Origin of the sequence: Exiguobacterium sp. s194 (genome assembly GCF_018618275.1) — a bacterium.
GTDB classification, from domain to species: Bacteria; Bacillota; Bacilli; order Exiguobacteriales; family Exiguobacteriaceae; genus Exiguobacterium; species Exiguobacterium chiriqhucha.
This window is the reverse complement of the sequence record NZ_JACSLT010000003.1, coordinates 184,842-199,214: the sequence shown is the minus strand read 5'-3', so window position 1 is coordinate 199,214 and position 14,373 is coordinate 184,842. Positions and strand designations below refer to the sequence as shown.

Annotated in this window: 14 protein-coding genes; 8 read left to right on the top strand and 6 right to left on the bottom strand. The window is 53.0% G+C overall.

Annotated elements, in window-relative coordinates; genetic code table 11:
• Positions 1-37 precede the first annotated feature (37 nt).
• Entirely contained in the window at positions 38-1,366 is a 1,329-nt protein-coding gene (locus KNP85_RS04885; RefSeq protein WP_214718636.1) for a hemolysin family protein, read from the top strand.
• A 10-nt stretch (positions 1,367-1,376) separates the two neighbouring features.
• On the opposite strand, the gene KNP85_RS04880 is transcribed toward KNP85_RS04885, so the two are convergent.
• Complete coding sequence (locus KNP85_RS04880; RefSeq protein ID WP_251136221.1) at positions 1,377-2,561, bottom strand: M20 metallopeptidase family protein; 1,185 nt, start codon at positions 2,559-2,561, stop codon at positions 1,377-1,379.
• Positions 2,562-2,575: 14 nt separating this feature from the next.
• Entirely contained in the window at positions 2,576-3,004 is a 429-nt protein-coding gene (locus KNP85_RS04875) for an NUDIX hydrolase (RefSeq protein WP_214801702.1), read from the bottom strand.
• A 137-nt stretch (positions 3,005-3,141) separates the two neighbouring features.
• On the opposite strand from KNP85_RS04875, the gene KNP85_RS04870 reads away from it, so the two are divergent.
• Both KNP85_RS04870 and htpX read left to right on the top strand, forming a co-directional pair.
• The gene (locus KNP85_RS04870) at positions 3,142-3,690 is read left to right on the top strand and encodes a LemA family protein (protein ID WP_021067978.1); all 549 of its coding nucleotides are present in this window, start codon (positions 3,142-3,144) and stop codon (positions 3,688-3,690) included.
• 21 nt (positions 3,691-3,711) lie between these two features.
• On the top strand, positions 3,712-4,593 hold the full coding sequence (gene htpX / locus KNP85_RS04865; RefSeq protein WP_286038398.1) for a zinc metalloprotease HtpX: 882 nt from the start codon (positions 3,712-3,714) through the stop codon (positions 4,591-4,593).
• A 290-nt stretch (positions 4,594-4,883) separates the two neighbouring features.
• Here htpX and nagE read toward each other — a convergent pair whose 3' ends face one another.
• From nagE to KNP85_RS04850, 3 genes are read right to left on the bottom strand one after another with little or no spacing between them, the layout of a single operon-like run.
• Positions 4,884-6,371, bottom strand: a complete 1,488-nt coding sequence (nagE, locus tag KNP85_RS04860; RefSeq protein WP_214801699.1) for an N-acetylglucosamine-specific PTS transporter subunit IIBC — start codon at positions 6,369-6,371, stop codon at positions 4,884-4,886.
• A complete protein-coding gene (locus tag KNP85_RS04855; RefSeq protein WP_021067982.1) occupies positions 6,368-7,216 on the bottom strand; it encodes a PRD domain-containing protein in 849 nt (282 codons plus the stop codon). The genes nagE and KNP85_RS04855 overlap by 4 nt, the downstream gene beginning before the upstream one ends.
• A 19-nt stretch (positions 7,217-7,235) precedes the next feature.
• Positions 7,236-7,724, bottom strand: coding sequence for a PTS sugar transporter subunit IIA (locus tag KNP85_RS04850; RefSeq protein WP_251130266.1), 489 nt, complete (start codon positions 7,722-7,724; stop codon positions 7,236-7,238).
• Between the two features lie 461 nt (positions 7,725-8,185).
• On the opposite strand from KNP85_RS04850, the gene KNP85_RS04845 reads away from it, so the two are divergent.
• On the top strand, positions 8,186-10,096 hold the full coding sequence (locus tag KNP85_RS04845) for an endonuclease MutS2 (RefSeq protein ID WP_214801696.1): 1,911 nt from the start codon (positions 8,186-8,188) through the stop codon (positions 10,094-10,096).
• A gap of 89 nt (positions 10,097-10,185) precedes the next feature.
• A complete protein-coding gene (locus KNP85_RS04840) occupies positions 10,186-10,893 on the top strand; it encodes a hypothetical protein (protein WP_214801693.1) in 708 nt (235 codons plus the stop codon).
• A gap of 28 nt (positions 10,894-10,921) precedes the next feature.
• On the opposite strand, the gene KNP85_RS04835 is transcribed toward KNP85_RS04840, so the two are convergent.
• Entirely contained in the window at positions 10,922-11,491 is a 570-nt protein-coding gene (locus KNP85_RS04835; RefSeq protein WP_214801690.1) for a hypothetical protein, read from the bottom strand.
• A 142-nt stretch (positions 11,492-11,633) separates the two neighbouring features.
• Here KNP85_RS04835 and KNP85_RS04830 point away from each other — a divergent pair, with 142 nt between their 5' ends.
• The 3 genes from KNP85_RS04830 to KNP85_RS04820 are packed head-to-tail and all read left to right on the top strand — an operon-like array spanning position 11,634 to position 14,283.
• A complete protein-coding gene (locus tag KNP85_RS04830) occupies positions 11,634-12,281 on the top strand; it encodes a response regulator transcription factor (protein ID WP_214801687.1) in 648 nt (215 codons plus the stop codon).
• A complete protein-coding gene (locus KNP85_RS04825) occupies positions 12,281-13,552 on the top strand; it encodes a HAMP domain-containing sensor histidine kinase (protein ID WP_214801684.1) in 1,272 nt (423 codons plus the stop codon). The genes KNP85_RS04830 and KNP85_RS04825 overlap by 1 nt, the downstream gene beginning before the upstream one ends.
• Positions 13,543-14,283, top strand: coding sequence for an AAA family ATPase (locus tag KNP85_RS04820; RefSeq protein WP_214801942.1), 741 nt, complete (start codon positions 13,543-13,545; stop codon positions 14,281-14,283). Before KNP85_RS04825 ends, KNP85_RS04820 begins: the two co-directional genes overlap by 10 nt.
• Positions 14,284-14,373 lie beyond the last annotated feature (90 nt).

The following is a 14,373-nucleotide window of genomic DNA, read 5'->3' as shown; positions in this document are numbered from 1 at the left end:
ATAGAGAGGGAAGCAGTACGAAATATACGTAGAGGTGATGAAAACGGTGGATTCTTCCATAGTAATCGATTTACTGATTGTTTTATTCTTGATTGTGTTGAACGGGATTTTCGCGATGACGGAAATCGCGCTCATCTCGTCTAAACCGGCCAAACTTGAAGTCGAGGCGAACCGCGGTAAGCGCAGTGCCGAAATCGCACTCAAGTATTCAAAAGATCCGACCGACCTGTTATCGACGGTCCAAGTCGGAATCACGTTAATCGGGATCATTAACGGTGCCTATGGGGGTGCGCGTTTCTCGGCACCGCTCGGCGAATTGTTCGCGGAGCTCGGAATGAGTGCCCAATACGCACCGACCGTCGGTTACGTCGTCGTGGTCACGCTCATCACGTACTTGTCGCTCATCATTGGTGAGCTCGTGCCGAAACGAATTGCCCTCGTTGCACCGGAAAAAGTGACGATGGCCATCATTCCAGCGCTGGACGTGTTCAGCAAAGTGATGCGACCGTTCATTTGGATTTTATCGAAATCGACGTTGTTCCTCTTTAAACTGCTCGGCTTGAAAGCAGAACAATCGAGTGGCGAGACGGAGCTCGAGATTAAACAGCTCTTATTCGAAGGGGCTCAACAAGGGGCGTTCGCTCACGAAGAAGTACAACAGGTCGAGCGCGTGTTTGCGTTCCATGACCAGTTGATTTATGAGTTGATGCAGCCGCGGACGACGCTCGAATGGGTCGACCTCGAAGATGATATGGACGATATCAAGAAATCGATTTATGAGAGTAAACACAATAAACTCCCGGTCGGTCGCGATACGCTCGATGAATTCGTGGGCTATATCGATGTCCGCGATATTTTGACCTTGCCGACGCTTCGGGAGCCATCGCAAATCTTGAAACGAATCAAACAACCGCTCGTCGTGCCAAAACAGCGAGAAGCGAGCCAAGTCTTGCAGATGATGCAAAAGAACGGCGTCGAGATTGCCTTCGTGCTCGATGAGTATGGTGGATTCCTCGGAATGGTCACGTTGTTCGATATCCTTGAAGAAATCGTCGGCGAAGTGATGATCGAAGAAGAGACGCCGGAAGTCGTGCGCCGTGAAGACGGATCGTACTTGGCAGACGGCCTCCTCGGAATTGAAGATTTAAAACGGACGTTCGGGATTCGAGATAATCGTTTCGATGAAGGACGAAGCTCGTATCATACGCTTGCCGGTCTCGTCATTTACGCGCTCGGGGACTTCCCGAAGCGAGGTGACGTCGTCGAGGCGTACGGCCTCCGGTTCGAAGTCGTCGATATGGACGGAAAACGTGTCGACCAAGTACTCGTATCTGAATTGCCAGCAACCGAAATAGAAGAAGACTGACGCCGCGGCGTCAGTCTTCTTTTTTGTACGTGTTCCAGGTCTCGAACGCCGCCTGCATGAGGATGCGGGCAGTATGCAGCATCGCCCGTTCATCGACATCGAACCGAGGGTGATGGTGTGGGAATACGGCACCGACTTCCGGGTTGCCAGCCCCTGTGAAAAAGAAGCTACCAGGAACGTGTTGCATATAGTAGGCGAAGTCTTCACCGACCATGAGCGGTGCCATCTCGATGACGCCATCCGTCCCGACGACACGCGCGGCACTGCGACGCACATGGTCAGTCTCGGTCGCATGGTTGATGACGGCGGGATAGCCGCGAATGTAATCGAGCTCATAATGTGCCTCGCTCGCCAAACAGATGTGGGCGATGGTGCGCTCCATCTCGGTGATGATACGTGTCTGTGTCTCCGGGGTGAACGTCCGCACCGTGCCGGACAGTTTCGCCTCGTCAGCGATGACGTTGAACGCTTGACCGGCGACGAACGTGCCGACGGTCAAGACGGCCGGTTCGAGCGGGTCGATGCGGCGGCTGATGATTTGTTGCAACTGGCTGACGATATTGGTTCCGACCATGACGGCATCGACCGTGTGTTGCGGGATGGCCCCGTGACCTCCCTTGCCTTTGACGGTCAGTTCGAACCGGTCGGCCGCCGCCATGATCGGTCCGGTCTTCACACCAACCGTGCCGAATGGAAGCGGCGTCCAAATATGAGAACCATAAATGTAGTCGACCCCATCGAGGCAGCCATCTTCGATCATTGGTTTGGCCCCGCCTGGTGCGAGCTCTTCCGCGAACTGATGGATGAGGACGACATCTCCGGGAAGATCGATTTCCGTAAGGGCTTTCGCCAAGACGAGCAGCGTCGCCGTATGGGCATCATGACCGCAAGCGTGCATCGAGCCGTTCACTTTTGAACGATACGGAACATCTTTTAAATCTTGAATCGGTAACGCATCGAAGTCGGCACGAAACGCGATGGTTGGACCGTCACCGCCATGAATCCGTCCGACGACACCGTTGCCGCCGACGTGTTCGCGCACATCGAGCCCGAGCTCACGTAAATAGGCCGCAATCGTCCGCGGTGTCTCCCGTTCTTTAAACGAGAGTTCGGGATGTTGGTGGAAGTGGCGTCGAAGCGACACCATCTCTTCGTATAATTCAGTCAATCGGGAATCGAGGTCAGTCACAAGCATAGCAAGCACTCCTGTCAGTTGATTGTTTTTGTTTGAATCAAGGTCCATACGTCATGTGAATCCAAATCATCGAGAATCGGTTGAAGTAACATCTGTCGTGCTTCATCAGCCGTCACCCATCTGGCATCGCTATGCTCTTCAGAGAGAGTGATGGTTGTTGCGACGGGATGAGCCCAGTACGTCATCAGAACGACTTGACGATTCGAGTCGGTCAAAAATGTCGTGGCGTACAGTAAGTGTTGAATCGTTACGCGTAGCCCAGTTTCTTCGAATACTTCCCGTTCCAGGGACTGTTCGAGCGTCTCACCAAAATCGAGCTTGCCGCCGACAAGCTCCCACGTGCCAGGATGGATTTCATCATCGGTTGCCCGTTTAATGATGAGGAGCCGGTCGTCTTGCACAATCACTGCCTTCACAGCGACGACGATAGATGGAATAGACATCGTGACACTCCTTTGTATGAAATCGTGAGGAAGCTCACTGTAGATATGAATCATTTACTATATTTTCCTAAGTTATGCTTATGGTATACGACGAGAGGGAATTAATACAGGAGAAAATCATGAAATGAGGTGTCGAAATGGGTTGGATTATCGCAATTGGGATTATCGTTGTCTTGGCGTTCGTCTATTTTTCGATGTACAACGGACTTGTCAAATATCGAAACTGGGTCGACGAGGCGTGGGCACAGATTGATGTACAGTTGAAACGGCGGTACGATTTGATTCCAAACTTGGTCGAAACGGTGAAGGGCTATGCCAAACACGAGCAAGAGACGCTTGCGAAAGTCGTTGAGCTCCGGAATCAGCTCGGGTCGAAGACGAGCCGTCAAGAACAGATGGAAGTGAACGATCAATTGAGCGGCGCGCTGAAAAACTTGTTCGCTCTCCGTGAGGCATATCCAGATTTGAAAGCGAACGAGAATTTTAAGATGCTTCAAGAAGAACTGACGCAGACTGAAAATAAAGTCGCCTACTCACGACAGTTGTATAACAATACGGTCATGAAATATAACACGAAAGTCGAATCGGTCCCGACGAACATCATCGCCTCCGTTCACAACTTCGAAAAACGCGACATGCTCGAAGCTCGTGAAGAAGAACGCGAAAACGTGCGTGTTTCATTCTAATGGATTGGAGTGGCGACGATGATTTTATATGAACAGATTCGCAAAAATAAAATCAAGACCGTGTTCATCGTGGCCGGATTCGTCCTTCTCGTCTTAGGCGTCGGGGTGGTCATCTCGTATTTGAATTATGGTGACCCGCTCCCAGGCCTCATCTTCACGCCGGTGTTCTCGCTGTTTTATATCGGGATCGTCATCATGTCGAGCACGAACATCGTCATGAAAATGAACCACGCCCAAGAGATCACTTCGGTCGACCAGCACCGGTTTCTCTGGCACACCGTCGAGAATATGGCGATGGTCGCGCGCGTCCCGATGCCGCGCATCTTCATCATCAACGATGCGTCACCGAACGCGTTCGCGACCGGCCTGAAACCAGAAAAGGCAGCTGTCGCCGTGACGACCGGACTGCTCGACCAGTTGACGCGAGAAGAAGTCGAGGGCGTCATCGCCCATGAAGTCGCCCATATCAAAAATTACGATGTACGACTGGCGACAGTGACGCTCGCCCTCGTCTCGGTCATCGCCATCATGAGCGATATCGGGTCGCGGATGCTGTTCTTCCGCAGCGTCGGCGGCCGTCGCGACAACAACCAAAACCCGATTTTTATGATTGTCGGGCTCGTGTTGTTGATTCTCGCACCGCTCATTGCCACGCTCGTTAACTTGGCCATCTCACGGAATCGTGAGTTTTTGGCGGACGCGAGCGGGGCCGAATTGACGCGTAATCCGGATGCCCTCGCATCGGCGCTCGAGAAAATCGCCAATATCCAGACACCGGTGAAGGAAGCCTCACGTGCCTCGGCGTCGCTCTACTTTTCAGACCCGCTCAAGAAAAAGCTGAGCGGTCTGTTCTCCACGCACCCGAACCCGGATGAACGGATTGCCAGACTGCGAAGTATGTAGTGCATAACGAAGGTCCTCTTTTTAGGAAGAGGGCCTTTGTACGTGAATCGGATCAGCCCATTTCACATACCCAGTTTGTATGAATAGTGAATGGGAATGATAGTAAAAAGAGGACGGATTGGAGGGGACTTCATGTTTGAGTCGGCACTTGAGTTAGGCATTGTCATCTTCTTATTGATTTACTCAGTCACGGTTTCGCTGATGTTGATGTCAGTCAAAAAGAAGAGCTGAACTAACATATGAGCAAAGGCAGTAAAAAGCCACCCCGCGCGCGAGGTGGCTTTCGTCAGTTACCCGGCGCGATGGCTCCGGAGTTTTTCAATCTCTTCGAGGACGAATTGGACGTTCGTTCCGACGATGACTTGAATGTGGTTCGGGCTGACAACCTTGATACCAGGGATGCCTGCTTTCTTGATTTGGGCTTGGTCGACCGTATCCATATCTTTCACATCGACACGAAGGCGCGTGACGCACGATTCGATGCCCGTGACGTTTTGATCGCCGCCGAGACCGTCGTAAATCATGGCTGCCATGGCAGAGTACTGTCCGCCGGCTGCGACTGGAGCCGTGCGTGTTTCACCTTCAGGAGTCGTTTCCGTTGCGACCGCGTCAACCGCTTCGTCTGACTCACGACCAGGTGTCGCCAAGTTGAGCTTGACGATCATGAAGCGGAAGATGACGTAGTAGATGGCACCGAAGACGAGACCTTGGACGAGCAACATGTACGGCTGGTTCGCGAGCGGTAACCGTGAGCTGAGGACAAAGTCGACAAGACCAGCGCTGAAGCCGAATCCGGCCGTCCATTGGAACGTCGCCGCGATGAAGAGGGAAACCCCTGTCAAGACCGCGTGGACGAGGTAGAGAACTGGTGCGAGGAACATGAACGAGAATTCGAGCGGTTCCGTGACACCTGTGAAGAACGATGCGAACGCTGCGGCGAGAAGGAGCGAGGCCGCTTGTTTTTTACGTTTTGTTTTCGCGGTGTGGTACATGGCGAGGGCTGCTGCCGGAAGACCGAACATCATGATTGGGAAGAATCCAGCTTGATATCGACCAGTGATTCCTTTCACGCCTTCGCCTGACCAGAAGTTACCGATGTCGTTGATACCGGCCACATCGAACCAGAATACCGAGTTCAAGGCGTGGTGAAGACCAGTTGGGATTAACAGACGGTTGAAGAAGCCGTAAAGGCCTGCCCCGATTGCACCCATTTTAGAGATCGTTTCCCCAAATCCGACGAGTCCTGTGTAAACGACCGGCCAGACGAAGTAAAGGGCGACCGAGACGAGAATCATCGAGAATGCCGTCATGATTGGCACGAGACGCTTACCACTGAAGAAAGCGAGCGCGTCTGGAAGCTTCACATGGCTAAAGCGGTTGTACATTTGAGCGGCGACGATACCTGACAAGATCCCGACGAACGCGTTGGCAATTTTACCGAATGCTGGGTTGACGGCTTCGACGTCGATACCTTGGAACAAGGCGACAGTAGCCGAAGACAAGAGCGTCGTGACCGTGAGGAAGGCGACAAGTCCGCTTAGAGCGGCTGAGCCGTCACGGTTTTTCGCCATTCCGAGGGCGACCCCGACTGCGAAGAGAATTGGAATGTTATCGATAATGGCTGCACCGGCTTTGATCAAGAATGCGGCGGCGATGTTTTCAGAACCCCAGCCGACGGGATCAATCCAGTAACCAATCCCCATGAGAATGGCAGCTGCAGGAAGTACGGCAACTGGCAACATGAGGGAACGTCCGAGACGTTGTAAAAAGTTCATCATTGTGAATTTCCTCCTTTTTGATGGTGTTGATCTTGCAGGCGTTGAATGTGGAGCGTAATATAACCAAGCTCTGATTCGGGCAAGACGATGCCGTATAAGTCTTCCATTTCGTTTGCGACGTCAGACGCACATGCATAGGCCGACGAGAACTTCGTTTGAATCATGAGAAGCATATCTTCGTCGATCGTATGGTGATCGTAATGGTTGACCCGATCCATGACGAATCGTAAATGAGTTAATAAGCGTTGATAGGATAAGTCATCTTCTTCTATAGATAGATCGAGTCGTCTCGAAATCGATTGAATCATGTCACGTACGATTGTCGTCTGTTTGACCGTCTTGCGTAAATCACCTCCCTTCACTTTTAGTGTATGGATGTGCAGCGCGATGAAGGCCGCCTCATCTTTCGGCATCTTGACGCCGAGTTTGTCCTCGATGAGGTGAAGCGCCCATAGTCCGATTTCGTACTCGTTGCGATATAAAATCTTAATCTCGTTCAACAGTTTATTTCGGAGCGAGATGCCTTCTTGCTCGCGCTCGATGGCGAATGAGATGTGATCGGTGAGGACGATATGGATGTGTTCGTTGAACGTCGTCTCGAGCCGTTTTTCCGCATGCGAAATGATTTCTTCTGAAATCGTGAAGTGCTCGATTGGAATCCGCGTCAGCAGTTGTTGAAATTTATCGTTCTCCGACATGACGAACAGCTTTTCAACTTTATGCGGATTGACGATATCGTTGCGTGCCTTCTTGAATGCGACGCCCGGTCCGATGGCGATTTTCTCTTCACCCTCATCTGAGACGATGACCGCGTTGTTGTTTAGAATCTTTTTGATTTTTAACATGTGTCCTCCTATCGAGGAGTCATTGTCCCGCTTGAGCGACGACGGTCTTCCCAGGAAGCGATGGGCCGCCTGCATGGAACGAGTAGGGCTGTTCCAAAGCGCCTCCGTTCGTGATGACCATTGGGGTGACCGTGTCTTTTCCGGCTTGTCGGATTTGTTCCAAGTCGGCCGTCAACAGTGGCTGTCCGGTCGTGACCGTGTCACCGACTTTGACGTGGACATCGAACGGGCTTCCCGCAAGCTCGACCGTATCTAGTCCGACATGAATCAAAATTTCAGCTCCGTCTCCCGAACGGAGCCCGATGGCATGCTTCGTCGGTGCGACTTGGACGATGGTCCCATCAGCCGGGGCGACGACGGTTCCGTTCGTCGGCATGATGGCAATCCCGTCGCCCATCATCTTCTCGCTGAAGACAGGGTCGGTCACTTCCTCAAGTGGAATGATGTCTCCTTCCATGGGTGCATAAAGTGTCAGTGTATGTCTCTTCATCCACTTATTCAATAACATCTTCGAATCATCCTTTCGCTTGAAAAATGATTGTGAAAAAACAAAACAGGCATGGAGTATAGACGGGTGGCCTGAGCCTTTCGTCTTACCCCATGCCTGATCGAATCAGTCACATGTGATCATTATTCGTTTCGTCACCCTCAAGATAGCACGCCGATGTATAGATATCAAGACCTAATTTGAAAGCGTTCTCTAGAAATTTTACTTCTTCGAAAATCTGTTGTATAGTTAGGGCGAAACTGAATGAGAAAGGTGTTGCATGTTAATGAGTGAGGTTGTATCTGCCTAACGAACTGAAAAAATGTTGGATGACACGTCTTTTCGTCATGCCTTCATGTTCTGTTACAGATACCGCCCTTCATAAACTGCCAGACACCGGTCTGTCTTTTTGCGTTGGTCGTCATCGGCCGACGCTTTTTGTTTGCGCGGTATCTCCATCCCATTTTTAAGGAGACTCCATCATGAATGAACAAACTTTAGACAAACTACAATATAACGACTTGATTCAACACGTCGAACGCTACTGCATCAGCGGATTCGGACGCAACTTGTTACGAAACCAGCGTCCGACGAGCCATTTGCAAACGGTAAAAAAACGGCTCCAAGAGACATCGGAAGCACGCGCGATTCTCGACGCGACGTCACACGTCCCCTTTATCGGGGTATCCGATATGGAACCACTCATCGGTAAAATCAGCCGGGGTATCCAGCTCGAGGCAAGCGAACTCGAAGCCGTCGCCGAATTTTTCCGGGGTGCCCGGAAACTGAAGCGGTTCATGGCCGAGCAGGCGTTCTTTGCACCGCTCTTGTCCCTTTACGCGGGAGAGATGAGCGAGTGGCGCAGTATCGAGGAAGACATTATCCAGTCGATTCGCGGGGGACGTGTCGTCGACGAGGCGTCCAAAGAATTGAAACGGGTCCGCAAACAAATCGACATTCTCGAAGGACGGATCGAGGAGCGGTTGAGCAAGTTCTTGAAGAGCGCTGCGAACCGGGAAGCGATTCAAGACGGCTTTGTGACTAAGAAACAAGACCGATTCACGATTCCGATCAAAGCGTCGTATAAACATAAAATCGCCGGGACAATCGTCGACACGTCGAGCCGCGGCACGACTGTGTTCATCGAACCGGAAGCGGTGGCGAAGCTGAACGCGGAACTCGTCGTCAAACGGACCGAGGAAGCAGTCGAAATCTATCAAGTGCTCGCCACGCTTACCGGCATAGTGGCGGAGGCGTTGCCGACCATCGAGGCGACGCTCGACGTCATCGCCCAATACGACATGGTGTTCGCGAAAGGGAAGTATAGCCAAGCCATCGATGGCATCGCCCCGCGCGTGAACGGTGTCGGGAACATCCGTTTGAAACAAGTCCGCCATCCGCTTCTCGAACGAGCGGTCCCTCTCGACTTCTCACTCGGGGACACGTACCGCGGTCTGATTATCACCGGACCGAACGCCGGCGGGAAGACGGTCGTCTTGAAGACGATCGGTCTGCTAAGTTTGATGACGATGAGCGGGCTTCATATCCCGGCCCATCCGGACACGGACATCTCGACGTTTGACGACGTATTCGTCGACATCGGGGACAACCAGGACATGGGTTCGGCGCTCAGTACGTTCTCGGCCCATATGCATAACGTGGCGAGCATCATGCAGGAGGCTGGGAAACGATCATTACTATTATTCGATGAGATCGGAAGCGGGACCGAGCCGAACGAGGGTGCGGCACTCGCCATCGCGATTTTAGAAGAGGCATACAAGCGCGGCTGTCTCGTCGTCGCCTCGACCCATTACGGCGAAATCAAAGCGTACTCAGAGACGCATCCGGACTTCATGAACGCGGCCATGCAGTTCGACCCGGACACGCTCGAACCGAAGTATCGGCTGTTGATTGGGCAGTCCGGCGACAGCAACGCCCTGTTCATTGCCCGGAAAATGAAATTGCCCGAATCGATTTTGAAGCAGGCGGCCCGCTATATGCACGACAAGACGTATGACCAGTCGCTCCTTGATGCGACGCGCCTGACACAAGAAGTCGTCCGCCCTGTCGTCGAACCTGACCAAATGCTAGCGAAAGGTGACCGGGTCCGCCTGCTTGAGACGAATCAAGTTGGTCTTGTCTATGCGATGGATGAATCGTTGCGCCAAGTCACCGTGTATGTCGACGGTGTTTTCAGTGAGCACCCGCTCCGTCGAGTTCGACGCGAGGCGAAAGCGCTCGACTTGTATCCGGCTGGTTATGACCTGGAAACGTTATTCGTCGAATACCGGAATCGGAAAGAAGCCCATGACTTTGCTCGCGGTTCAAAGAAGGCGCTCCGTCGCGTCGAGAAAGAGATTCGAGCGCGGCAACGTGCCGAACGAGGCGAATGAGTGTATCCGGCAGGACACTCGGGTAAGGAACAAGGACCGGGAGTCATCACAGCAGTTCGGCTTACGGGTAACGTGTCGGAGGTGACTGGATGTTTTGGTTAAGTTTATTGTTCGCCATCGGATTTGTCTTGATCCACTACTTTTCAGGACAGTTGATTCACGTGCGCGAGACGCCGCGGAGCCGGTTTCTGTCACTCGCCGGCGGAGTCGCCGTCGCGTATGTGTTTCTTCATCTCTTGCCTGAACTGAACGAATATCAACAAGAACTCGAAGGACATCTCGAGAGCGGACTGTTCGCCTCAATCGAAAACCATATCCTCGTCGTCAGCATGCTCGGTCTGGCGGTATTCTATGGTTTGGAGCGATTGGCCACGCAAATGAAACAACGTGGCAACGGTAACGTGTTTTGGATTCACATGGCGCTGTTCATCGTCTACAACTTCAGCATCGGCTATGTGCTCGCGGAGAGCGAGTTCGATACGGCATGGGCAATGACACTCTACTTTGTCGCATTAGGGATTCATTTCATCACGGTCGACCAGGGTCTGAGGCATCACCATCAGGAGTCGTACGACAGGCGAGGCCGATTGTGGTTGTCGTTGGCCGTGCTTGCCGGGTGGAGCGTCGGCGCATTTTCAGCGCTCCATGAAGTGACGCTGTCGATGATTGTCGCGTTCTTGGCCGGGGGGATTATTTTGAACGTCATGAAAGAAGAGCTGCCAGAAGAACGAGACAGCAGCTTTCGTGCGTTTGCTGTCGGGCTCATCGGATACGCTTTACTGTTATTGGCCATATGAAAAGGCAACCGCGAGGTTGCCTTTTTGCTTACAGTGAATTGGTGCTCTGATTGTCTACGTTATCATCGGACGCAGGTGTGTCCTCATCTTGGTTAGGTCCACCGAATTGACCACCGTGATGTGGGCCATGCCCACCCCCGTGACGTCCACCACCAAAGCCACGCATGTCGCCTAAGTCGTCGTAACTCGTGACGTCAGCAAAACGTTCTTCATGGTCGGCAAGAATCGCGTCGGCCTCATCTTGCGTCAAGTCACCGGATTCGACGGCTGCGTCAAGTTTCGCTTCATGAGAAGTGATGATCGCCTCGATGAACTGTTCGATGGTGATCCCTGTTTCTTCCGCGAGTTCAGAAAGCGATTGTCCTTCTTCACGCGCTGCTTCCACATCAGCTTCGGTCAACCCGAGCGCCTCGAGCAAAGCGGCTTGCCCGGCTGCCCGGTCACCGAACATACCCCGCTCACCGCGTTCTCCGCGTTCGCATTGGGTCGTCGTTTCCGTTCCGTCGGTCGTTGTCGTATCGTTCGTGGCGGCATAGACGCCGGTTCCTGAGACGGCCAGTAGGCCGGCCAAGGCGATGGCTAATTTAGATGAATTCATATTAATCTCCTCCTTTACTACTTCAAGTGTAGGGCGGGGACGTTCAAAAGTTGTGAGGGAGTTGCAAGGTTTCTGCAAATTGTCTTTGGGAAATGATGGGTTCGTTTCACGATGCGATATAATGAGAGTGGAGGCGATAAAGATGAACGTACTCGTAGTCGAAGATGAACCGAAATTAGCGGACGGGCTCGCCCGCTTTTTAACGTACGCGGGGTTTCATGTCAGTGTGGCCGGCACGCTCGCCGAAGCGAAACGACAGCTTGAGCAACCGTTCGATGCAGTCTTGCTCGACGTTCGTTTGCCGGACGGAGAAGGATGGACGCTCATTCCAAAACTGAAGGCACTTAAGCCACGGCCGGCCATCATCTTGGCGACGGCACGAGGAGAGGCAGATGACCGTGTGTTCGGTCTCGAGCTCGGGGCCGACGATTATTTGGTCAAACCGATTGTGCTAAAAGAACTCGAAATTCGTCTGAAGCGTCTCGTGAAACAGACGGACGAGATTTCGTTCGGCGACATGACGGTGGACGCACGTTCTCGCATAGTGATTGACGCCGGGCAAGTGATTCGAATGACCAATAAAGAATATGAGTTGTTACTCTACTTCTTGAAGCATAGCGGAGAAGCGCTCGATCGGAACCGCCTACTCGACGAGGTGTGGGATTATACGTTCGCCGGGGATACGCGGACGGTCGATACGCACGTCAAGCAGTTGCGCGACAAATCACCGACGATGAAACGGCAATTGAAGACGGTACACCGCGTCGGTTATCGATTGGAGGAAGTCTGATGAGCCGTTTGATGAAGAAACTGCTATGGACGGCAATCCTTCCGCTCGTCGTCATGGCGTTGCTCACGTTCGGCCTGACGTCGCTATTGATTGGACGTTTCGCTGAGACGGAAAGCTATGACCAATTAGCGCGTGAAGCGGATATCGTCTACGAGGCACTCGTGGATGGGCGCGGCATACCCGGACAGCTCGATGTCCTCGTGTTTCAAGACGGGGAGGCGGTCAATCTTGAACGGGGAGGTAGGATGCGTCGACAGATGACGCCGATGCTCGACCCGGACGGATTGTCCGAGCGAGACGAGGTCAGTGTGAACGGGATGCGGCTATTGACGTTCCTTCGGGAAGAAGGAGATGTTCAAATCGTGACGTATGCACCTGTCCCGCTGTCGAACCCTCAGTTTCGCCAAATTTATGTCATTCTTGGCAGCGGTTTTTTGCTCGCACTCCTCGTCGCCGTCGGTGTCACATATTGGATGGGTCGGCGTTTGACGTCCCCGCTCATCGAGCTGAAGCAAGCGACCGCGTCCATCATGTCGGGTCGTCATGATCTCACGTTGCCACCGGTCACTGACGATGAAATCGGCGATTTGACGGAAGCGGTCCGTCAAATGAACACGTCGCTCGAAGAGAAAGAGCGACTGCAAAACACGTTCATCTCGGGAATCACGCACGACGTCCGCACCCCGCTCGCCATCGTCCGAAACGAGGCAGAAATGCTTGAACTCGGTGTCGTTAAACAAGAAGACGTGGCCGAGACGGGACGCAGCATGACCGAAGAGGTCGATCGCATCGACCGGCTCGTCACCCAGATGCTCGAATACTCGAAGCTATCGGCAGGCAAGCTGGCGCTCACGATTGAGACTGTTCACATGAATGAATTGATTGAAGCGACGGTCACGCGGATGGAGGAATGGTTCCGTCACAAGCAAGTGACGGTCACACTTGAACTCGTCGAGGATGCGGTCGTTCAGGCGGACCGGTTGGCGATGGAGCGCATCTTGTCAAACTTTCTTCAGAACGCGTATCATGCGAGTCCGATTGGCGGAATGATTACAATCAGGCTCACCGAGCGACGGCTTGAAATCGAGGATCAGGGTCCGGGCATCACAGCATCGATGCTTGTCAACATCTGGGACATGTATGTGAAAGGCGACCGCTCGAACGGGCACGGGCTCGGTCTGGCTATCAATAAGCTGTTACTCGAGGCACAAGGGCTGTCGTACGGGATTGAGTCGAGAGAGGGGGCGCTGTTTTGGATCGAATGGGATTAAACTTATTTTTGCGGGGCGTGCGCTTGGAACGGGACCGGATTGAGACACCGGGCTATCCGTTCTCGCTACCGATTTTTGAGGGGTTTGATGAACTGACGCTGACGAAGCCGGTCACGTTCTTGGTCGGCGAGAATGGGAGTGGAAAATCGACGTTGGTCGAAGGGATGGCCATCGCCGCCGGATTCAATCCGGAAGGTGGGGCGACGACGTTCCGTTTTGAGACCGAGGCAACGCATAGCCCGTTGTTCGAGGCGCTCCGTCCGATTCGGGGTGCCTATCGACCGAAGGACGGATTTTTCCTCCGGGCCGAGACGGCATATCAATTGTCGAGTTATGTGGATGAGATTGCACGAACGTCGCCCGACCCGGAACGGTTCTATGCGTCTTACGGCGGTCGATCGCTCCATGAGCAATCGCACGGGGAGGCGTTCTTGTCGCTCATGCTCCATCGTTTCCGGGATGGCGGGCTCTATATATTGGACGAGCCTGAGGCCGCCTTGTCCCCGATGCGGCAGTTGACGATGCTCGCGCGGATGCATGAACTCGTCCAATCGGGCAGTCAATTCATCATCGCGACCCATTCACCAATCCTCATGTCGTATCCTGACGCCGACATACTCCAAGTCGAGACGGGACTCCAGCCGACGACATTCGACGAACTCGAGCACGTCCGTGTCATGCGTGACTTTCTAGCGGCACCAGAACGGATGCAACGCATCCTGTTCGAGTGAAAACGGTCATGGTGTAAGCGTTTTATTTTTATGTTGACGTCAAGATTTCAAGGGAGTATGCTAGTAGCGAGAAGAAGAAAATCCATTTTG

Bases quoted from the DNA above. Each gene is read 5' to 3' on its own strand.
- KNP85_RS04885 (WP_214718636.1), top strand. From the start codon at position 38: ATGAAAACGGTGGATTCTTCCATAGTAATCGATTTACTGATTGTTTTA.
- KNP85_RS04880 (WP_251136221.1), bottom strand. From the start codon at position 2,561: ATGCTTGTGACTGACCTCGATTCCCGATTGACTGAATTATACGAAGAG.
- KNP85_RS04875 (WP_214801702.1), bottom strand. From the start codon at position 3,004: ATGTCTATTCCATCTATCGTCGTCGCTGTGAAGGCAGTGATTGTGCAA.
- KNP85_RS04870 (WP_021067978.1), top strand. From the start codon at position 3,142: ATGGGTTGGATTATCGCAATTGGGATTATCGTTGTCTTGGCGTTCGTC.
- nagE (WP_214801699.1), bottom strand. From the start codon at position 6,371: ATGATGAACTTTTTACAACGTCTCGGACGTTCCCTCATGTTGCCAGTT.
- KNP85_RS04855 (WP_021067982.1), bottom strand. From the start codon at position 7,216: ATGTTAAAAATCAAAAAGATTCTAAACAACAACGCGGTCATCGTCTCA.
- KNP85_RS04850 (WP_251130266.1), bottom strand. From the start codon at position 7,724: ATGTTATTGAATAAGTGGATGAAGAGACATACACTGACACTTTATGCA.
- KNP85_RS04845 (WP_214801696.1), top strand. From the start codon at position 8,186: ATGAATGAACAAACTTTAGACAAACTACAATATAACGACTTGATTCAA.
- KNP85_RS04840 (WP_214801693.1), top strand. From the start codon at position 10,186: ATGTTTTGGTTAAGTTTATTGTTCGCCATCGGATTTGTCTTGATCCAC.
- KNP85_RS04835 (WP_214801690.1), bottom strand. From the start codon at position 11,491: ATGAATTCATCTAAATTAGCCATCGCCTTGGCCGGCCTACTGGCCGTC.
- KNP85_RS04830 (WP_214801687.1), top strand. From the start codon at position 11,634: ATGAACGTACTCGTAGTCGAAGATGAACCGAAATTAGCGGACGGGCTC.
- KNP85_RS04825 (WP_214801684.1), top strand. From the start codon at position 12,281: ATGAGCCGTTTGATGAAGAAACTGCTATGGACGGCAATCCTTCCGCTC.
- KNP85_RS04820 (WP_214801942.1), top strand. From the start codon at position 13,543: ATGGGATTAAACTTATTTTTGCGGGGCGTGCGCTTGGAACGGGACCGG.